Below are 20,822 nucleotides of genomic sequence, written 5' to 3'. Positions count from 1 at the left end.
GGAATAATGATGGCAAAACCAATCACGACAATTCAAAAGTACGTACCGACGAAAGAAGAGCAAAAAGAGCAGAAGCTAGAGGATTTGAAGAATTTATTAGCAGAAAATGAAGATTCGTTAAATAAAATTATGAGCTTAGTTTCTGATTTAAATGATACTGGTGTGCTTGAAGCTGCGAATTCAATGCTTCAGTCTAAAGAGAAAATTGCTAAAATTGCTTTAGGACAAATGAACCGCGAGCCAGTAACGAATATAATCAATAACTTAATGGGTGCTGCAGGTGCACTTTCAAGTGTTGATCCTGAGGTAACTACAAAGTTAATCAATTCTGTCACAAAAGGAATTGATGAAGGGAATAAACATCTTGAAAAGGATGAGAAAATAGGCATTCTTGATTTAGTAAAAGTTTTGAAAGATCCTGATGTAAATCGAGCAGTTGGTTTCGGTATTAACTTTCTAAAAGGTATGGGAAAAGGTCTAAAAGAATAGTAGAAAAAACAATTCATTGTATTTAATAGAAAAGAGTTTAATAATAAGAGATGAGTCTTTTAATAAAGGTTCATCTCTTATGAATATTTTTGAAAAACAAATAGTTAAAGAAGGGAATCTAAAACGATGCTACCAAATGAAGTGAGAAGAAAAATTCTCCGCTTTGAAAATGGTGAAACAAACTATATTGAAGACAGCGTTGTCACAGAATATCCCGTCACGATTAAAATTAATGGACAAGAATTTGCTACGATGGTCAGTACGCCAGAATATATTGAAGATATGGTCGTAGGTTTTTTGGCATCTGAAGGAATTATCCGGAAATATGAGGATATTGAAAATATATGGTTCCAAGAAAAAGAAGGCTTTGTTCATATTAAAACAAAGAATATTAATCCATATTATAAAGAGATTCAAAGTAAAAGATATATTACATCATGCTGTGGGATGAGTAGACAAGGCTTTGTTTTTGTAAACGATGCATTGACAGCAAAAAAAATGAAAGAAGTGAATGTTCAGCTATCCTTTCAAGAGTGTTTTCGTTTAATGAATGAGATGCAGCAATCAGCTCTTTTGTTTCAAAATACAGGTGGGGTCCACAACGCTGCTTTATGTGATTTAAATGGATTTGTTTTGAATAGAATGGATATTGGGAGACATAATGCATTAGATAAAATCTATGGTTATTGTCTTAAAAATAAGATTCGTATTTCAGATAAAATTATTGTGTTTAGTGGACGTTTATCTTCTGAAATTTTATTAAAAGTAGCTAAAATTGGTTGTGAGGTAATACTAACTAAATCTGCTCCAACTGAATTAGCACTTCAATTAGCTGAAGAATTAGGAATTACGACAGTTGGATTTATTCGAAATAAATCTTTAAATGTTTATACACATTCAAATCGAATTGTAAGTGATTCAATTAATAGTAAATAATGAATTAAAACGATAAGTGAGGCGATGGTTATGAAAAATGTTGCATTGGATAAACACCAACGACCTTTACAGGATTTACGTATATCTGTTACCGATCGCTGCAATTTTCGTTGCCGTTATTGTATGCCTGAAGAAATTTTTGGTCCGGACTATGCTTTTTTATCACAAGATAAAATACTATCCTTTGATGAAATTGAAAGATTAACGCGTATTTTTGTATCTTTAGGCGTTAGAAAAATAAGAATTACTGGTGGCGAACCTTTATTACGGAAAGGTTTACCAAAATTAATTGAGCGATTAAATAAGATCGATGGTGTTGAAGATATTGCTTTAACAACGAATGGTACTTTACTAAAAAAGTTCGCAAAAGACTTATATGAAGCGGGTTTAAAAAGAGTTACTGTCAGCATCGATTCACTAGATGAAGAACGATTCTCTTATATGAGTGGTAATCGTGGAAATGTAAAGGCTGTCCTTGAAGGAATTCAAGCAGCTGCTGATATTGGCATGAAAGTCAAAATCAATATGGTAGTTCAAAAAGGTAAGAATGAACAAGATATTATCCCGATGGCACAGTATTTTAAAGAGAAAAAACATATTCTTCGATTTATTGAATATATGGATGTTGGAAATTATAACGGCTGGAAGCTTGATGAAGTCATATCGAAAAAAGCGATCATAGATATGATCAATGAAATCATGCCTTTAGAATTGACTGAAGCCAATTATGTAGGTGAAGTTGCAAATCGATATCGTTATAAAGATAGTGATGATGAAATTGGTATTATTTCATCAGTTACCGATTCATTTTGTTCAACTTGTACAAGAGCACGTATTTCTGCGGAAGGAAAATTATATACTTGCTTATTTGCTACTAAAGGATATGATTTGAGAGAATTGGTAAGGTCTGATCAAGATGATGAGCAAATAAAAGAAACCATTCTTTCGATATGGAGCAATCGAACTGATCGCTATTCGGATGAGCGGTTAAGTAATACAAAAAAACCATCAAATAAAATTGAAATGTCACATATAGGCGGTTAATTTAAAACGATGGGGTTTGGAGTCTATGCAATTTCTGTATAACACTCTTTCCAATAATGTAAAGTGATGATTGGTATCTCTGCTAGTTAAGCAGGGAAATTAAGCAGCATTCAGAACTCCTTATATGATGAGGATTTCTTAATGCTGCTTTTATTTAAAGGCAGGAAAGAACTTATTCCTAGACCAAGTTTTTGAGTGGAGGATCTTTATGACAGAACGTTATTCGCGTCAGCAACTTTTTACTCCTATTGGTGAAAAGGGACAAGAATTGATTAGAAAAAAACATGTTTTAATTGTTGGAGCAGGTGCGTTAGGAAGTGCTAGCGCTGAGGCACTTGTTAGAGCGGGAATTGGAAAACTAACATTAATAGATCGAGATTATGTTGAAATGAGTAATTTGCAGAGGCAACAACTTTATACAGAAGAAGACGCATTTGAAAAACTACCGAAAGTAATCGCAGCTAAACAACGTCTACATAAAATTAATGCAGAAGTGAGCATCAATGCACTAGTAATGGATGCTACTTCAGAAAATATGGACAACCTTCTAAATGATATCGATGTGATGATTGATGCAACAGATAATTTTGATATTCGATTTATCATAAATGACTTATCTCAGAAATATGAAATTCCATGGATATATGGTTCTTGTGTTGGCAGTTTAGGTATGTGTTGCACCATTCTGCCTAGTAAAACGCCTTGTTTAAACTGTATATTAAAGGGGGTACCTGTACCTGGTGCGACCTGTGATACGGCCGGAATTATTAGTCCAGCTGTTCAATTAGTATCAGCATTTCAAGTTGCGGAAGCTTTAAAAATAGTAGTGGAGGATTATTCCGCAGTCAATCCAAAATTCCTTACATTTGATTTATGGAATAATCAACATTTTTCATTTAAAGTAACGAAACTGAAGTCAGATGAGTGTCCTTCATGTGGATTGAATAAGACTTATCCTTATTTATCCTTTGAAAATCAAACGAAAACAAGTACACTTTGTGGACGAAATACGGTCCAAATCAGACCATCAATGACGAAAAATTATGATTTTAATGAACTAGAACATCAATTAAAACAACACGGAAAGGTTGAACGAAATCCATATTTGATCTCTTGCCAGTTAGAAGATTATCGGTTTGTCATTTTTCTAGATGGAAGGGTTTTCGTTCATGGAACAAATAATATACAAGAAGCTAAGAAACTATATTATCGTTTATTAGGTTAATAAAAGAGGGGTTGAGATGAATGGTTGAAAAAAGAATACCACTACCGGTAGCAGAAGCAGTTCGTAAAGTGATGGAGTTTGCTGTAAATGGATCACAGGAAATGGTTTCAATTGATTTAGCTTATGGTCGAGTATTGGCTGATGATGTAAAAGCTGATCAAGATATACCTGCTTTCGACCGTTCTCCATATGATGGTTTTGCAATTAGAGCAGAAGATACAATTCATACAACTAATGAAAATCCTACAGTTTTTGAAGTAGTAGGAGAAATTGGGGCTGGCTCAGTTTTCCCAAATAAGGTAGAACCATTCCAAGCTGTGCGTATTATGACTGGGGCTCAAATACCTCAAGGTTGTTCAGCAGTTGTCATGCTTGAATTGGTGAAAGAGATGAAAACTGAAGATAAATCATTTATTGAAATTAAACGTTCATTTCCAAAGGGTGATAATATTTCTTTTCAAGGCGAGGAAACTTCTAAAGGAGATATTCTTGTCAAAAAGGGAACAGAAATCAATCCAGGAACGATCGCATTATTAGCAACATTTGGGTATAGCGAAGTTCCCGTAGCGAAAAAGCCAGTAATCGGAGTAATTGCAACAGGAAGTGAGTTGCTTGATGTAAATGAACCACTTGAACCTGGTAAAATTCGCAATAGTAACTCCTATATGGTTCTCGCTCAAATTCAAAAATCAGGCGGGATTCCTAAATATTTAGGAAAGTTTAGCGATGACTTGGATACTTGCTTTTCTGAAGTGAAAAATGCGTTAGAACAAGTAGACATCTTGATTACTACTGGTGGGGTATCTGTCGGTGATTATGACTATTTACCAGATATTTATGCTAGATTAGGAGCTACAGTATTATTTAATAAAATTGCTATGCGTCCAGGAAGTGTAACAACTGTCGCACATTATGAAAATAAATTATTATTCGGCTTATCAGGAAATCCATCAGCTTGTTTTGTTGGGTTTGAACTATTTGTTAGACCGATTATCCAAACGTATCTATTTAACGAAACACCTCATTTAAAGAGGGTAAGTGCTGTATTAGGAGAAAATTACCCGAAACCGAATCCTTTTACTAGATTTGTAAGAGGTAAAGTTGTATACGATGAAGTTGGGTTAACCGCAATTCCTGCAGGGTTTGATAAATCTAGCGCAGTATCTTCATTAGCTAATACAGACGCATTTATCGTTTTACCTGGTGGAACTAGAAAATATGAAAAAGGGATGGCAGTGGATTTATTATTATTAGAAGATCCTCAAGGAAGTAAATGGCCTTGGCATGATTTCATTCCTTCATATAAATAAGTAGTCTTTAATATTTTAAGAAAAGTGAAGTGGTTTACTTGGAACAATCATTATTTACTATTGTTGATACACCAATTGTCGTTGAAGAAGTTTCAGATAAAGTTAAAAGCAGAAATGCCGGAGCGATTACTCTTTTTATCGGTACTGTTAGGGAATTAACAAAAGGTAAAAAGACTCTGTCTTTAGAATATCAAGCGTATGAATCAATGGCAGTAAAAAAGCTTGCACAAATTGGTGATGAAATAAAACAAAAATGGCCAGATGCACTCGTTGCGATTACTCATAGAGTTGGTAAATTAACGATTAGTGATATTGCCGTTGTTATTGCAGTTTCCTCGCCGCACCGTAAAGTTGCTTACGAGGCAAACGAATACGCAATCGAACGAATTAAACAAATTGTTCCGATTTGGAAAAAAGAGTTTTGGGAAGATGGTACGATGTGGATTGGTGACCAACTAGAAAACACAGCATACGAAGGTGGAAAACCAAGTACGGAGGAATCAAAATGATTAAAGTATTATTATTTGCTCATTTACGCGAGAAAGCTGGAACTGACGAATTAACAATTTCAGTCGAAAATGGAATAAAAGTTAAAGCGTTAAAAGATTTGATCATGAATAAATACGATTTACCACAGCTTAATCAAATTATGACGGCAATAAATGAAGAGTTTGTAACGGATGAAGAAATTGTAAGCGACGGCGATACTGTAGCGTTTATCCCACCAGTTAGTGGAGGGTGAAATAGGAATGCTAGAAAGTTGGTGGAGTTTTGCATAAACATAATGAAAAAGCAATTGTTAACATCACAGTTTTAACAATTAGTGATACTAGAACTGTTGAGAATGATGAGAGCGGTAAGCTTATAAAATCTTTATTAGAAGAGCAAAATCATATTGTGCATCATTATCAAATCATAAAAGACGAAATAGAATTGATTGATTCGACAGTTAGATCATTGAGTGAAGATGATGAAGTTCAAGTAATGATTCTAACAGGTGGAACTGGTTTTACAAGAAGAGATGTTACATATGAAGCAATTTCAAAATTACTTGATAAAGAAATGCAAGGATTTGGAGAGTTGTTCCGTTCATTAAGCTATACGGAAATCGGACCAAAAGCGATGTTTAGTAGAGCAATTGCTGGTAGTTTTAATGATAAGGCGATCTACGTCATTCCTGGCTCAAAGAACGCAGTGAACCTAGCGATGACAAAATTAATTTTACCGACTTGCCAACATTTTGTGGAAGAATTAAATAGACAATGAAAATAGCTGGCGTAGTTTTAGCAGGTGGAAAATCCTCTCGATACGGTAAACCTAAGATGTTTGAGAAATATAAAGACAAATTTTTGTATGAATATAGTGTACAAGCATTAGAGGAAAATTCGATTTCACCAATCATCATTTCGACAAACGAAAAACTAGTTCCGTATTTTAGTAAAAATGATTTAGAGTTTGTTATTGAAGGAGAAACTGAAGAATACCAAGGTCCACTGTATGCAATGTACAATGCATTTTCTAAAATACAAAACATTGATTGGTATTTTGTCTTAGCTTGCGACACGCCTTTTATTACAGCTGACTTTGTAAGGAAAATGATCGCATTGCTTAAAGACAGTAACGTTGATGTAATTTTACCGATCCAATCAGATAAACTTCAACCGCTATTTGCACTCTATCATCGTGATTGCATCGGGAAGATGAACGAAATTTTAGATAAAAACAATCGAAAGCTTCAGATACTATTTGATGAGGTTAATGTATTAACAGTACCCTTTTCAAAAGATGAACGAATCTTTAAGAATATAAATAGGCCTGAGGATTGGCAAAACGGGCAGGAGTAATAGGCTAGTAATTTCTATTCCCTAGTACCTGTTTCGTAAAAGGAGGAAGCATCATGAGTGAGTTTTCCCATTGGAATGAAGAAGGTAGACCTAAAATGGTCGATATATCAGAAAAAGACATAACAACAAGAGTAGCGGTCGCGCAAAGTACAATTTCGATTTCAAAGGAATTATATGATGCCATTCAAAATGGATTAATTAAAAAAGGTGATCCTTTAAATGTTGCTCAAATTGCTGGAATCATGGGGGCTAAAAAAACGTCTGACATTATACCGATGTGTCATCCTATTGCACTTTCAGGGACTGACTTTACATTTGAATATGTAGAAGTACCAAATGGCTATGATTTAATCATTCGTGCAACAGTTAAATGCAGTGGAAAAACTGGAGTTGAAATGGAGGCACTTACAGCTGTAAGCGTAGCTGGCCTTACGTTTTACGATATGTGTAAAGCCGTTGATAAAAGTATGGTCATAAAAGACACATTTTTAGTTCAAAAAACTGGCGGTAAAAGCGGCGACTTTTTTCATAAATAAGATTGGAACATAAGCTTAATTGATTAATAGTATGTACTATTTAATCAATTAAGTTTTCCAATTTTTTATCAAAAACAAATACTGAAATCGCAAGATCCTCTTCTACTTTCATATCAGAAAAAAGATTGATAAATTTAGCACCAACGATTTCTTCCAATTTAACTGGATGATTTTTCGCATAGACATCTTGAATCATCTTTGTTCTAGCGTTGTGAACGATATCTCGCCCTTCGGAAGATTGAGCGATAAATAATTCAGTAGGCGTAAGATTGCCATACAAAGTTGAAACAGCCATATTCTCAACAAAAACTGTATGGATTCTTTCAGGACCTTTACCAAATAACTCTTTACGTAGTTTTCGTATATAGTCATTAAATTCATGGATGACTTTAGACATTACAAATACCCCTTAACTTAGTTGTGTTTTTCTTATCATAAAACAATGATTGGAAAATTTAAAGAAAAATTGAACATTTAGTGAACGTCTAAATGAAGGCATTACTAAATTTTAGTTAATATAAAGGGGAAATTTAAATAAATATCAACACCATGAGTACACAAATCTAAACTGATTTTTGTATTGATGGTGTTTTTTCAGTTAGCTTTTTATAATAGGAGTATAAATAAAAAGGAATTGAGAGCGATGAAAAAGAACTATTCCGTTTTGCAAATTGTAGGCTATCAAAACAGTGGGAAAACAACACTGACAGAAAAACTAATTAAAAAGGCCAAAAACAAAGGATTATTAGCGGCTTCGATTAAACATCATGGGCATGGTGGTGCACCAGATTTAGAATTAACTAGTAAAGATAGTGTTCGTCACTTAAACTCCGGAGCAATTGTTTCTAGTGTTGAAGGCGATGGTGTTTTACAATTAAGAACAAATTTAATTAATTGGGATTTAAAAAAGACACTTGAATTATATCGCTTTTTCTCGATGGATATTATTTTTATTGAAGGTTATAAAAGGGAAAATTATTCAAAAGTAGTATTAATAAGAGATGAGGGTGACCTACATTTACTCGATTCATTAACAAATATTAGCTGTGTTATTAGCCACGTTGTAATTGAAGAGAGTAGATTGAAAGAGTATCAATATTTCCATCTTAGTGATGAAGAAAATTACATAGAGTTCTTAATGCAAGGAATTTTAATAGGTAATTTCATAGATGGTTAAAAAATGCTTTGTTGTGAAATGAGGAGATTTATTGTTAGAAGAATTTTTAATTCCCCTTAAGATTTCCCTTAAGGTTACGATTGTATCAGGGATTCTCGTTATTATTTTAGGGACGATAGCTGGAAGAATTCTTTCTATGAAATCCTTTAAAGGTAAGACATTACTAGAAACTGTTCTAATGTTACCTTTAGTTCTTCCACCTACAGTTGTAGGATTTTTACTATTAGTCATTTTCGGAAGACAAAGCTTCCTTGGAAAAATGATCGAATGGTTCTTTAAGCAACCACTTGTATTTACATGGTGGGCTGCTGTAATTGCTTCAATTATTGTAGCGTTTCCGCTAATGTATCAGTCTGCGAAAACCGGGTTTCAAAGTGTCGATAATGAAATTGAAGAGGCGGCTCGAGTATGTGGAGCAAGTGAATGGAAAGTATTTTTCTTTATTTCAATACCTCTTTCATTCAAAGCCATTATTTCAGGAAGTATTTTAAGCGTTGCGAGAGTACTAGGCGAGTTTGGTGCTACACTCATGTTTGCAGGAAACATACCAGGAAAAACACAAACTGTCCCAACAGCAATTTATTTAGCAATAGATTCCGGAAATATGAAAATGGCTTGGCTCTGGGTACTATCAATGGTTTTTATTTCGTTTATCATGCTATTAGTTGTACAGTTGAAACAGAAATGATTTATACTCAATACAACTTATAAAGATTATTTCTCCTAAGTAGTATATAATGCTTTGTGTAGGATATTTTTCCTTATTATTCCAAGTTCAGATTCAACTAAAATGATTACATAAAAAAGACAGAGTTTTACCATTAGAAACCTTAAAAGGAGATGATGGAACGGATGACAAATAAAATTGAATTAGTTAACCTTGCAGTAGCATTACCAAGTAAAATGCAATACGGTGAAAATAAAGAAATGATTACAGGAATCTGTAAAGAAGGCGTCGAAGAAGTTTATTTAACGAAAGCCGGCTTTAAAGGTGATGGAGTAGCAGATTTAAAACATCACGGTGGACCAGACCGAGCTGTCTGTGTATATTCATTTGAACACTATTCGCTATGGGAAAAAGAGTTTAATGTAAAACTCCCACTTTCAGCATTCGGAGAAAATATCACGGTCACTAATATGCTAGAAAAGGATGTATGCATTGGAGATGTCTACCAAATTGGTGATGCAATCATTCAAATTACACAAAGTAGAATCCCTTGTGACACAATAACAAGAAGAACAAACGTCGCACTTAAGAGAATCGTAGAAACCGGTTTTACAGGATATTTATGCCGAGTATTAAAAGAAGGTACGATTAGAAAAGATTCAAAAATAGAATTAATTGAAAGACAAGAAAATAGAATTTCAGTTTTATATTGTAATGAGATCTATTTCCATAATCCTAAAAATGTTGAAGGGATTAAAGCTATATTAGCGGTCCCTGAGCTAGCTGAGGATTGGAGAAACCGATTGAATAAGCGATTAGAGAGTTTAGTTTAATAGTTATTAAATAGAGGATGTCCTATTGGGCATTCTTTTTTTTATATAATAAAGGCAGCATATAAAAGAAGAGTAGGGGTGAATTTCGGAGTACAAATATGGATAGAGGAACTGCAAATAAGTGTGAACTGCAAATAAAATGGGTGAAACTGTAAATAAAGTCAGTGAAGCTGCAAATAAAATTAACGAGACTGCAAATAAAGCCAGTGGAACTGCAAATAAAATTAACGAGACTGCAAATAAAGTCAGTGGAACTGCAAATAAAGTATGAACTGCAAATAAAAATAAAGAAACTGCAAATAAAATCAGTGAAACTGCAATTAAAATTAACGAAACTGCAAATAAAATTAGAAAAACTGCAAATAAAGTCCTTAGAATCCCGAATACTATAGAATATTACCCATACGGGTTAGGGTATTTTGAATGTATAATCGTCTAAAAATAGATGCTTACAAATAAAAGATTAGTAAGTTAGCTTAAATTCTTCCTAAACTGTTTAAAAAATGAAAGAAATCTACTAGATTTTAAAAAATAGTGATGATGAAATCAACTATAAATGAAAAATCTCCCAAAGATACCCCACATCAGTATTATAAATAAAAGGCGTCCCATGTGTCAGTTACCCTGACTATAAGGACAGCCTCTATTTTTAGACAAAAAATGTTGAATTTAATAGATTATAAGAATCCCATCCAACTCATGCATTACTTGAATAAGAAAACAAGCTTGTTAAAACATCTGCTCTTTAACTAGGATTTGTTCTAACTCATCTTTTTGGCGCAAGTGATGACGAAAATGCATAAAAACTAGTTCATACCATTCCTTTGCATTCAGCCAACCGAACCCTCCATGTTTGACTTTGTAATTTGGATTTATATTACTCACTTTTGATTCCCATTGGCTTAACCTTAAAATTACTTGATTCATTCTATTGATCAGTACCTCATTACTATCTGAATTATTAGGTGGAGTATTTAGTTTATCCGGCAATTTAATTTTAATTGGTGGGAACCCACCGATCTTATATAAACGTTCACCAAACTCTGTTTTCCCAAGATGTTGTTCTTCGTTTAAGGTGACACAAGTTTCCATATCATCTAGATATTCATGGGCAACAACGATTAAATGATCATACATTTGTCCAATTGACCAAACCGATTCTTCTGATTTAAATCTTAGCTGTTCTAAAGAGTATTTTTGAAGCTCGTTTTTATATGTGATAATTAGTGTAAGTTCATTCAATTTGATTCCTCCTTTAAAAACTAATCCAAAGCAGTTATATTTTCTTACTTGTAACTAAACATTCAATATTTGAATACAAATACCTTTTTTCATGGAGATTATAAAATCAACTCTAAATAGAAACAAGAATACCCTAATTAGACCAACAAAACAAAAAGAGGCAGCCTATGTGTCAGTTACGCTGACTTTTAGGACGGCCTCTTTTTGTTCAACTTTAAAACTGCTATTACTAATCTTTAATTTTTAGTCCCATTAATGCTGCGAATTGAACTGCTTGATTTGAAGAAACTGTGCAGCCATGTAAATTATTTATTGAAACTGTTAATTCATTAAATGTAGAAGAGCTAATATCAATTCCTTTAAGAGAAGTTTGATCAAAGTTTATTCCATCAATATTACATTTATTAAAATCAATTTTTTTGAATTTACAATCATAAAAATCAGTACTTTTTAAAATAGAATCATTAAAAATTACCTTTTCAAGTTTTGAATTTCCGAATATAGATAAATTTAAAACAGAGTTCTCAAACTGAACATTCCCAAGGCTAGATTCAGTAAAATTAGCACCTACTAACTTACAATTCTTAAAGGTAACTTTATGAATGGAAGCATTGGTCATATTGCAATTCGATAGGTCACAGTTTTCAAAATACACATCAGACATACTTATATTTCTAAAATCTGTATTGGTGAATTTACTATTCTTGATGACCATTTTATATAAATAAACTTTATCTACAGCTTCATTTTCAAAAATAGAGCCAGTGATTTCACACATCCCTAATTCCGGGTCTTCCTCATAAAAAATGTCATGAAAATTTCTAGATTGTAATTCTCTAGGAATATTTGGTGTATCGATTTTCATTATATTAACCTCACTTTAAACAATTAGGATGAAACTAAATCGAGCAGAATATTTACACATAACTATAAACAATTTTAAGCTTTAAAAAAAGACTTTTAATTTTCAAAGATTTGTGTCAAAAAACTAATATTTCTTTGACTGTAACTATTCATTTTAATATGAAAAGTCACTTTCTTTATTATTCAAATATCACATGAGTATGTATTTTCGATTTGCTATTAGCTTAGGTAAGAAACAAATCTGTACGATTAACTGGACTTTGGTTAAGTAGATTGTGATTTTCTTATATAGCTAAATGGCAGTTTAGTTGAACAAGGAAAGTTTAACTTTTAAGCGAATCTTTATTTAAATAAATTAAATATGGAGGTGGCTATTGAGAATGAATATGAAAAAAACTACGTTACTAAATAATGGGAAAATAATAGATGTAATATCTGGTTTAGTATATAAAGCAAATGTTCTAATAGAAGATGGAATAATTACAAAAATATATTCAAAAAAGGATAGTTTTACATTTCAATATAGTGAAGATATTATAACCTTGGATTTAGAAGGAAAATGGTTAATACCAGGACTGATAGATATGCATGTACATATAAAGGAAGGTTTTGCTCCACTATTTGTTGCATCAGGTATTACAACGGTTCGTAATACGGGTGGAAATGTATATGAATTAAAAAGATTAAGAGAAGCACCAGTTGAGGCACCTACACCTAGAGTTTTTTCTGCAGACCGTATCATCGATGGACCACCTGGACAATGGGGAGAAAATAGCCCTTGGAATATAAATATAGATGATCCCGAAGAAGCTCGTAAGGAAGTCCAGAGGCAATTAAATGCAGGAGCAGATTTAATTAAAGTATATGGATGGCTTTCAGAAGCAATTATGACAGTAGTAGTAGAAGAAGCTAAAAAATACGGAAAAGAGGTAAGTTGCGATTTAGTCTACTCATCTAAAGTAAATGCTATTGACGCTGCAAAAATTGGAGTCAAATGGAATGAACATGCATCAGGAATTATACAATCTATGTACCCAAACTGGTCTATGGATGCCGAAAATCAATATTGGAATGAGGTAAATTGGGAAGAACCAGATATTTCATTAATAAAGGATATTTGTTTACAATTAATTCAATTTGATGTGATAATTTGTCCAACAATGACTTTGTTTGACCAAATGGATAGTTTTCCAAATTACTGGTATCCAGAAAATAAAATTACAAAAAAAATGGAAGAAAATAACTCCTTAATCCAACAGTGGAAAACTATATCACAGTTTGGAAATGGACTAAAATCTTTAAGTCGACAAAGTAAAATAAATAAATTAATTGCAAAGACTTATTACCATTTAGGGGGTACTGTTGTTGCAGGAACAGATACTCCAGCTGGCATTTGGACACTTCCTGGTATGGCTCTTCATCGTGAACTGGAGTTATTTGTAGATGCTGGATTCGATGAGATTGATGCTCTAAGAGCAGCAACTAGTATAGCCGCAGAATCATTAAAAAATAACAATATAGGCTCTATTCAAGAAGGATCGATTGCAGATATTATTATTCTAAGTAAAAATCCTATTGAGGATATAAGAAATACAAAAGAGATTGATTTGATCATAAAGGGAGGACATATTTATAATCAAAATGATTTGTTAAAATATGTTCCTAATGAAGAAGAAGTCAAAAAAATTTCGGAAGATTTTATGAATAATTTTAAAGTAGAAATGTAATTAATTATGAATAGTTAAATCTAAAGTATTAATCCTTATTCAACTAACGCATGCTTATTTTGAACTACGATTGACTGTTTAGTCGATTTTTTTTATTCAACAAAATGGCAGTATAGTTCAATAAGACTTATATTGACTAAGGAGGAATTTGAAGTACATATACTGAATATTGAATTGAAAGAAGGTCTGAATCGATTGACCTTGTTTACTGTACTAATTGGTACAATAAACAAATAAGAAAATGTAGAGGTGTTAGATGACAAAAATTAATGCTAAATCAATAGTATTGGATAAATATAATGTTTCTAAATCAGAATTTTTAGGTTCGGGAATGGAAGCCGAGGTTTATGTTTATGACAATAATAAAGTATTGAAGTTGTATAATAATATGTCCGATTCTAATAAGCAAAAAACCCTAAAAGATTTCTACTCTAAGATTGATTCAAGTTCTTTGAGCTTTGATCTTCCTTATATTTACGATACATTTGAGGAAAACGGCATTTTAGTAACTATTGAAAAAAGAATTGAGGGTAGTAATATGCAAAGTATGCTCTCAGAGATGAATTATAGCGAACAAAATAAAATGATAGAAACATATCTTAATGCAAATCTTGAATTAAAATCTGTAAAAATAAAATCTAATCTTGAAGGTTTCACTCTATTCAATGATAACCAGATATCTTTACAAAAAATAAATAGTTGGTATGAATTATTGAAAGAAATAATTTTAAAAAAACAAAAGGAACTGGAGTCTTATTTCAAAAGAGATGTCGTGAATTACGATGTAAAAGTTAATCAATTAGTAGAAATTTTGTCATCTGGTTATGAAGGCGAATATTCTTTAATTCACGGAGATTTTTATCCTGGGAATTTAATAATTAGTAAGAATGGGATAGTTACAGGATTAATCGATTTTGGATTGATGACAATGTACGGTGACAACTTATTTGATATCGCAATAAGTTGGGTATGTTTTGATATGTATAATGAGTTAAATGCAAATTTATATGAGAGATATCTAAACATAATTATTTCAACGTTAGGTGAAGGTGTTAGAAAAAGATTATATTTGTACGTACTAATATATAGCTTTATTTCTGCCAATTTTTATTCTCATAATTGTGAAGATGGTCATTATCAATGGTGTGTTAAAAACTTAAATAATAACCATTATTGGGAGGGTCTTTAAGAAATAAAAATGAACTGGCTTAAGTAACTAACGCATGCGATTCTTCAATAGGAGATCGCTTTTTCTTATTAAACAAAATGGCAGGTTAGTGGAATAAGAATCTGTAAAAATCTTTTTATTTTGTTATAGTCGATATTAAAAGTAGAAGTTAATATGAAAAACGTTTTGTTAAGAAATAAAGGATGTGTTCTTATGGTTAATTTCGAAAAATTAGTTTATCCAGCATTCATTAAACAAGATGATGAAGGCAGATTTGGTGTTTATTTTCCTACCCTTTTTCCTGAGTTTGGGTGGGACTTTTCTTTATCGGCAGGTGTTACCAAATTTGAAGCTATTAAAAATGCAAAAAAGGATTTAGCATATTCTTTAGCAGGAATTTTATATGATAATGAATCTCTTCCAATACCAATCCCTATTCAAAAAGAGTTACTTACAAAGGGAATGGAATTAATTGATGTAGAAACCTCTTTTATACCATACTCCAATGAAATAAAGGAGCATTTAAAAGGTCGCCATTGGCATATTGCCTATTACATTGAAGAATATGAAGAGGAAATTGAAGCTATTGGCTATAAAAATGACCGAGGAGAATGGGATATCTTTTTTGGAGATTATTCCGAAGAAGAGGAAGCTCTATTTTTTGATTCAACGTACAAGAAAAATTCTCCGTTCCCAGAAAGTATAATACTTTTTTCCGTCAAACTACGTTCTGAAGCACAAGAGAAGTTTAATCAATTTGTTAAAAATGTAATTTTAAAGCTCCGTACCAAGGATAAATGGATAGAACGAAAAAAGAACTATTAGAATCAGAGGGAAATTTAAAATATCCGTTATACAAATAATAAATGAAAAAGTAAAAAGTGGTGAAGTTCCTGAAGAAGATGCAAATTTAATGATAAGGGAAATTAAAAGATTTTAACTGTTTACTTATTTAAAATCTAAATAATCTTATTCAACTAACGCATGCGTTAGTTGTATAAGGAAAGTTACAGGAGCGTGATTTTTTGGATATTAAACATTGGTTTGTCAGTGTTCTTTTTCTGATTTTGTTATTTTTAATCCGAAAGAAATCTAACAAATATAAAAGTATTATGTCTATTCGACTATTAATTGCGAATATTGCATTACTGTTAATCGTATTGCTATTTTCTTGGTTAGTTATTTACGTGATTCCTCATAACAATACTTGGAGTTACGTGATTCCTGCAATTATTCTCTTATTGATCTTCTTAATTATGTTAATTCAAACAATTCGTTACACAATTAAATTTTTAAAAAATCTAAAAAAATCGTAAATCCTCAAAAAGTCATCAGTCACTATAGTGTTGTCAATTTTACCTACTTAAAGCAACAAACTTTGCGAAAACAACCTAAAAAAAAAGAAAAAGCATGCTAATTGCTTTGCTTTTTTATATTTTGTGATTCTAAAGGGAACGTCTTAAAATAATGATCGTCCTCTATTTCGCTAAATGGCAGATTAGTTTAAATGTTAAGTATCACAAATAGGTATTTTAATATTTGTAAATTGTTTCATTTTTTAAGAAATAAGTAAGATTAAAGATAGGGAAATGAAAGATTGAAGAGCTAAACCTTGTTTATAAACTATTGAGGAGAAGAATGATTTATTAAAACAGTTCTTTCAAGATATTTTTAGGAGGAAGAGATGAATAAAAAAAATATTTTTTCAATCGCAACTTCTGCCTTTGCATTGACAAATTTTCTAGGCACTACTTATGCTAGTACAAATACAAAGGTTTCAATAAATAATATGCTTTAGGAGGATTGGGGTGTTGGCAACTTGGTATTACAACGCCTCAGACAGAACAAATCTTATAAAATGAATTTAAGATTAAAACAAAAACAGCCAATTCTTGAATGAACTGGAAGGCGTATAAACCTATCACCTTTAAGTAAGGCTTTTCATTAAGAGATTTAACAAGAAAGAATAGTAAGAATAAACTTCAGGTGGGCGGCACGACGGACTGATCAGTAAGGAAAGTGCACCTTACTGTCACTCCCGTATGTGTCGCTTCAGTATTAAATGAACCGATAACCACGGTCTTTACGGAGTTCTCCTACATGCCGAAGTTTCCTGTTCCAATTACGGCAAGGCCGCCATACCGAACGAATTTATGTTTAGGCATTTAATGGAGTAAGACTTATTAGGCGAACGAGGACGATTAATGCAATAAAGCAGACAGTCCTATTAGTCGTCACGATTTAAAAAATAACATTCCTCTCTTTATGAAAGGGAATGAGAATTCATGAAAACAGGTACATTTTTCTTAATAATGAAAAATGTACCTGTTTTTTACTTTCCTATTTTTTGACTTGAAACAGTCTTGGAGGAAGTTGTGCATCCCAATTTTCTGGGATATCTAAACGTAGAGCATGAGCAATGACGGCAGCAGTATCTATATTTTCTACATCCGACAATACGGTGCCAGGCTTTATAGACTTTCCTTTAGCAGTCCAGAAAATGGTCTGTTCTTCTGGGGAGGAACCACCATGACCAGAACCTTTCCCTCCATGATCCGCTGTGATGATAATTAGAGTATCTTTCATCAGTCCTTCTTCTTCTAAAGTTTGGACAATTTGCCCAACATGCTGATCCGCTTGTTGTAATGCCTCATACCATCTCTGGCTGCCATAGCCATAGTTGTGACCTGCTCCATCTACTTCATCCAAATGAACAAATATATTACGACTGTTTTTACCTTCTGCTTTGATGTAGTCCACTGCTTTTTGTGTCGTATTATTATCGTTCCCACCATTTACTTTATAAGCATCTGCAGAATCTTCAATAATTCCTTTGTTGATTGGAGACCACGTAGTAAAGGAAGCTTGATTAAGCATAGGACGCTCTTGTTTTAGTAGTTTCATATAAGATGGATAAGGATTTTTTTCAGGGTAAGGATTACCTAAATTGTCGTTGTTCAGACCATGTTTTGAAGGTACAACTCCATGGAGCATGGATCCCCAGTTTTGCCCGCTAATCGTCGGCATCATTGCTTTTGCTTCATATGTTCCTGCGCCTTCACTCATTAGCTTCTGTATATTTATTGCATTTGCTTGTGGGTCTTTTACCCCGTTTCCTGCTCCATCGATTCCTATGAATACTACTCGCTTGTAAAGAAAATCTTTCTTGTAAGGTGCCAGCTTATCTTTTATCATTTGCACATCTAAGCGATCCACTTTTTTATCATTGTTAATATCCGCTATTTGTGCATGCTTCCAACGTTTGTCACCTTCACGACTATTTTGGTTTTTCAGAATGAGTTTTAGATCATTATCAGTTAACAACCCATCTCCCGACACGTCAATGGAGTTGGATACATGTACGTTAGCTGTAGCCGTTTTACCACCATCGACCGTTTTGGCTGTAATCGTAGCTTCGCCCGCCTTCACTGCAATGATAGTAGGACGGTCGTTAAGCATTTCGATTTTTGCTACTGATTCATTACTAGAGGTCCATTCCACATCTTTTACTGTCGCATCTGATGGAGAAACCGTTGCTGTCAGTGGCATAGGTGCTCCTGCCTTCAGATTGAGTTCAGTCTGATCCAAAGAAATTGATTCTACTGATGTCGGTTGAAGTGGAGGTGCATTATCATACATGGCGCGGACTTCCGATTCACTCAAAACATTTCGATAGATTTTAAGATTATCCACTGCGGCAGTAAGAGTAGAACCATAATTTCCTGTACCATCTTGTCCGATTTTCGTCGTAAAAGAAGTATCAAGAGTTCCTTTCATTCCAGAAATATCTATAGAATGAACTAAGCTACCATCTTTATAAAAGCGTGCACTCCCATCACGATCATGCGTTACAACAATGAAATGCCATTGATTATCAGCAACATTTTCCATATTATAATCTTTCCGATCGCTTCCGGATGTCTTGAAGTTCCAATCAAGTTGTTTTGAACTGTTCAACGCTAAATTCCAACCTGTATTGCTTCCAGAATTCCAACTCTTATTTGAAATGATAGCAGGGTCTCCTTGAATATTGTCTGATTTAACCCAGAAGGCAACAGAAAAATCTGTGGTCTCTCCGAAACGTAAATCGTCACGATTGCCCAGGTCTACATATTGTCCTTTTGATGTAAATTTAATTGCTTGATCAATTCGTCCTTGAACAAATCCTGGATTGCCTTTGATTTGAGGAGTTATAGTACTTGAAGAGCTATCCTCAACATTGTTGTCAAAATTAATGTCAAGAACTGTTCCTTCACTAGCAAACGCAACGGACGACATACTACTGTTGGATAAAACATTAAATGGGAGATATGTACTTTTTACAGAAAGTGACATCACCAAAGTTAATGAAGTTCCCACTACTACTTTTTTTAACATGTTAGATTTCATTATTTTCCCTCCAATTTAAAATAATCTGACATCTCAATTGTAGAGAGGGGATGTAAATATATGAGTAGATTTTTGTAAATCTTTTTAAAATATAGGCAAAAAAATGGCAATACTTTTGTAAATTTTTTTAAAATGTAGGCAAGAAAATGGCAATAAAACCCTTATCTACATAAAATTCCTTTGTTATATAGCTATTAATCCACGTCGAAAAAATCATCATGAACGATAAGATAAGAATTGTTCCTCTAGTAAAAGTTAAAAAATATACCGAATGAATAGATATTAATTTATATCAATCATTCGGTACGTTTTATAATATTCACTTTTTTCTACCCTGTTTAATTGTTTCCCTAATACATTTTCTAAATCCTAATTACGAGTAATAATTCTGTAGGATATACAAACAGTGGTTTAAATACTGGTAAGACTTATTACTATAAAATTAGATCATATCGAAGTATAAACGGAGTAAAAGTATATAGTTCTTATTCAGTTATTGTAAGTGCGACTCCAATGGTAGCCATGTCGTTAAATCTAAAAGTAACTAGGGTCAACAGTACTTCAATAAAATTGGCATGGAGTAAAGTAGTGAAGCAAGTGGTTATGTATTATTTAGAAGTACATCCAAAAATAGTACTTATACTAAATTAGCGACGTTTAAAACAAACTTTACAGTAAGTTACACAAATCAAAAAGTAACAAAAGGTAAGATTTATTATTTTAAATTAAGAGCATATCAAAAGGTAACAAGAGAATTGCTTGGTCACTATATGGAATTTCAATTATAGGACTAGTAACTGTAAATTTATTATTTTCTTGAATTTTTCTAATGCTACTAACGCAACAGTTAGTTGCATAAGCAGGTATTCTAAAGAACCCCTTCGCCGAAATCTCTAATTACAATTGATAATATAAAAATTAAAACTAATATTATTCCAAATATAATTAAAGGGATATCTCTATTTTTTGAACCTAGCAAATTTCGAAAGATGTCTTCTAGTAAAAAAATAGTATTAAACATTACAAAAATAAGAATTATAGGGATTACAATATTATCAGAAGAAATGCTAAAAAAATCGGTTACCATTAATAAAAATACTCCTAAAGAAGTTGTTATTAAGTCGCTTAAATCACGATACGATTTCTTCTTAAAGAGCCATTGGCAATAATTTTTAAGTACTTTCATATTTTTTCTCACCTTTTAAAAAGTTTGATTTTGTACAACTAAAGCATCCGTTAGTTGTATAAGATTGAGTAATCTTTTTTTATATAACACCCTAAAACAATCCGTTACTCATAAATAAAATAACACAAACAAGATATACATAACCCCAAGAAAAGTAGTATGATAAATAGTTTTTTTAAATACCA

23 protein-coding genes are annotated in these 20,822 nt (G+C 32.5%); 18 read left to right on the top strand and 5 right to left on the bottom strand.

Annotated elements, in window-relative coordinates; translation table 11 throughout:
• The first annotated feature begins 9 nt into the window (after window positions 1–9).
• The 10 genes from CN692_RS05730 to moaC all read left to right on the top strand — a co-directional run bounded on the left by CN692_RS05730 (window position 10) and on the right by moaC (window position 7,384).
• Window positions 10–489: a DUF1641 domain-containing protein gene (locus CN692_RS05730; RefSeq protein WP_098118199.1), complete on the top strand. Its 480-nt coding sequence runs from the start codon at window positions 10–12 to the stop codon at window positions 487–489.
• A 126-nt stretch (window positions 490–615) separates the two neighbouring features.
• The gene (fdhD, locus tag CN692_RS05725; RefSeq protein WP_098118198.1) at window positions 616–1,425 is read left to right on the top strand and encodes a formate dehydrogenase accessory sulfurtransferase FdhD; all 810 of its coding nucleotides are present in this window, start codon (window positions 616–618) and stop codon (window positions 1,423–1,425) included.
• 30 nt (window positions 1,426–1,455) lie between these two features.
• The gene (gene moaA / locus CN692_RS05720) at window positions 1,456–2,469 is read left to right on the top strand and encodes a GTP 3',8-cyclase MoaA (RefSeq protein WP_098118197.1); all 1,014 of its coding nucleotides are present in this window, start codon (window positions 1,456–1,458) and stop codon (window positions 2,467–2,469) included.
• Between the two features lie 208 nt (window positions 2,470–2,677).
• Window positions 2,678–3,694, top strand: coding sequence for a molybdopterin-synthase adenylyltransferase MoeB (locus CN692_RS05715; protein ID WP_098118196.1), 1,017 nt, complete (start codon window positions 2,678–2,680; stop codon window positions 3,692–3,694).
• A 20-nt stretch (window positions 3,695–3,714) separates the two neighbouring features.
• A complete protein-coding gene (locus CN692_RS05710) occupies window positions 3,715–5,004 on the top strand; it encodes a molybdopterin molybdotransferase MoeA (protein ID WP_098118195.1) in 1,290 nt (429 codons plus the stop codon).
• 38 nt (window positions 5,005–5,042) lie between these two features.
• The gene (locus CN692_RS05705; RefSeq protein WP_098118194.1) at window positions 5,043–5,513 is read left to right on the top strand and encodes a molybdenum cofactor biosynthesis protein MoaE; all 471 of its coding nucleotides are present in this window, start codon (window positions 5,043–5,045) and stop codon (window positions 5,511–5,513) included.
• Window positions 5,510–5,746 carry a molybdopterin converting factor subunit 1 gene (moaD, locus tag CN692_RS05700; protein ID WP_098118193.1) on the top strand — a complete coding sequence of 79 codons (237 nt, stop codon included), beginning with the start codon at window positions 5,510–5,512 and terminating at the stop codon, window positions 5,744–5,746. Before CN692_RS05705 ends, moaD begins: the two co-directional genes overlap by 4 nt.
• Before the next feature lie 29 nt (window positions 5,747–5,775).
• Window positions 5,776–6,270 (top strand): MogA/MoaB family molybdenum cofactor biosynthesis protein, encoded by a 495-nt coding sequence (locus CN692_RS05695; RefSeq protein ID WP_098118192.1) that lies wholly within the window; start codon window positions 5,776–5,778, stop codon window positions 6,268–6,270.
• Window positions 6,267–6,848, top strand: coding sequence for a molybdenum cofactor guanylyltransferase (mobA, locus tag CN692_RS05690; protein ID WP_098118191.1), 582 nt, complete (start codon window positions 6,267–6,269; stop codon window positions 6,846–6,848). The genes CN692_RS05695 and mobA overlap by 4 nt, the downstream gene beginning before the upstream one ends.
• A gap of 53 nt (window positions 6,849–6,901) precedes the next feature.
• Complete coding sequence (moaC, locus tag CN692_RS05685) at window positions 6,902–7,384, top strand: cyclic pyranopterin monophosphate synthase MoaC (protein ID WP_098118190.1); 483 nt, start codon at window positions 6,902–6,904, stop codon at window positions 7,382–7,384.
• A 40-nt stretch (window positions 7,385–7,424) separates the two neighbouring features.
• On the opposite strand, the gene CN692_RS05680 is transcribed toward moaC, so the two are convergent.
• A complete protein-coding gene (locus CN692_RS05680; protein ID WP_098118189.1) occupies window positions 7,425–7,781 on the bottom strand; it encodes a DUF2294 domain-containing protein in 357 nt (118 codons plus the stop codon).
• A 246-nt stretch (window positions 7,782–8,027) separates the two neighbouring features.
• Here CN692_RS05680 and mobB point away from each other — a divergent pair, with 246 nt between their 5' ends.
• The 4 genes from mobB (at window position 8,028) to CN692_RS26605 (ending at window position 10,332) form a co-directional block, all read left to right on the top strand.
• Window positions 8,028–8,561, top strand: a complete 534-nt coding sequence (gene mobB, locus CN692_RS05675; RefSeq protein WP_098118188.1) for a molybdopterin-guanine dinucleotide biosynthesis protein B — start codon at window positions 8,028–8,030, stop codon at window positions 8,559–8,561.
• A 31-nt stretch (window positions 8,562–8,592) separates the two neighbouring features.
• On the top strand, window positions 8,593–9,249 hold the full coding sequence (gene modB / locus CN692_RS05670; protein ID WP_098118187.1) for a molybdate ABC transporter permease subunit: 657 nt from the start codon (window positions 8,593–8,595) through the stop codon (window positions 9,247–9,249).
• A 164-nt stretch (window positions 9,250–9,413) separates the two neighbouring features.
• Window positions 9,414–10,061, top strand: coding sequence for an MOSC domain-containing protein (locus CN692_RS05665; protein WP_098118186.1), 648 nt, complete (start codon window positions 9,414–9,416; stop codon window positions 10,059–10,061).
• Window positions 10,062–10,200: 139 nt separating this feature from the next.
• Window positions 10,201–10,332, top strand: coding sequence for a hypothetical protein (locus CN692_RS26605; RefSeq protein ID WP_257143972.1), 132 nt, complete (start codon window positions 10,201–10,203; stop codon window positions 10,330–10,332).
• A gap of 458 nt (window positions 10,333–10,790) precedes the next feature.
• Here the strand turns inward: CN692_RS26605 and CN692_RS05660 are convergent, their stop codons facing one another.
• Complete coding sequence (locus CN692_RS05660) at window positions 10,791–11,303, bottom strand: DinB family protein (protein WP_098118185.1); 513 nt, start codon at window positions 11,301–11,303, stop codon at window positions 10,791–10,793.
• 229 nt (window positions 11,304–11,532) lie between these two features.
• A complete protein-coding gene (locus CN692_RS05655; protein ID WP_098118184.1) occupies window positions 11,533–12,168 on the bottom strand; it encodes a pentapeptide repeat-containing protein in 636 nt (211 codons plus the stop codon).
• Window positions 12,169–12,547: 379 nt separating this feature from the next.
• Between CN692_RS05655 and CN692_RS05650 the strand changes: the two genes are divergently transcribed.
• From CN692_RS05650 to CN692_RS05635, 4 genes are all read left to right on the top strand, one after another.
• Window positions 12,548–13,894, top strand: coding sequence for an amidohydrolase family protein (locus CN692_RS05650; protein ID WP_098118183.1), 1,347 nt, complete (start codon window positions 12,548–12,550; stop codon window positions 13,892–13,894).
• Window positions 13,895–14,150: 256 nt separating this feature from the next.
• Window positions 14,151–15,083, top strand: coding sequence for an aminoglycoside phosphotransferase family protein (locus CN692_RS05645; RefSeq protein ID WP_098118182.1), 933 nt, complete (start codon window positions 14,151–14,153; stop codon window positions 15,081–15,083).
• Between the two features lie 192 nt (window positions 15,084–15,275).
• Complete coding sequence (locus tag CN692_RS05640; RefSeq protein ID WP_098118181.1) at window positions 15,276–15,887, top strand: HicB family protein; 612 nt, start codon at window positions 15,276–15,278, stop codon at window positions 15,885–15,887.
• A gap of 200 nt (window positions 15,888–16,087) precedes the next feature.
• Window positions 16,088–16,378 carry a hypothetical protein gene (locus CN692_RS05635; RefSeq protein WP_098118180.1) on the top strand — a complete coding sequence of 97 codons (291 nt, stop codon included), beginning with the start codon at window positions 16,088–16,090 and terminating at the stop codon, window positions 16,376–16,378.
• A 1,024-nt stretch (window positions 16,379–17,402) separates the two neighbouring features.
• On the opposite strand, the gene CN692_RS05630 is transcribed toward CN692_RS05635, so the two are convergent.
• Both CN692_RS05630 and CN692_RS05625 read right to left on the bottom strand, forming a co-directional pair.
• A complete protein-coding gene (locus tag CN692_RS05630) occupies window positions 17,403–19,451 on the bottom strand; it encodes a LamG-like jellyroll fold domain-containing protein (RefSeq protein ID WP_098118179.1) in 2,049 nt (682 codons plus the stop codon).
• 868 nt (window positions 19,452–20,319) lie between these two features.
• Window positions 20,320–20,637, bottom strand: a complete 318-nt coding sequence (locus CN692_RS05625; protein WP_098118178.1) for a hypothetical protein — start codon at window positions 20,635–20,637, stop codon at window positions 20,320–20,322.
• Window positions 20,638–20,822 lie beyond the last annotated feature (185 nt).

Origin of the sequence: Bacillus sp. AFS002410 (genome assembly GCF_002556365.1) — a bacterium.
Classification (GTDB): Bacteria; Bacillota; Bacilli; order Bacillales; family Bacillaceae_G; genus Gottfriedia.
Note: the sequence above shows the minus strand (reverse complement) of the source record. Positions and strands in the feature narration are given on the sequence as shown.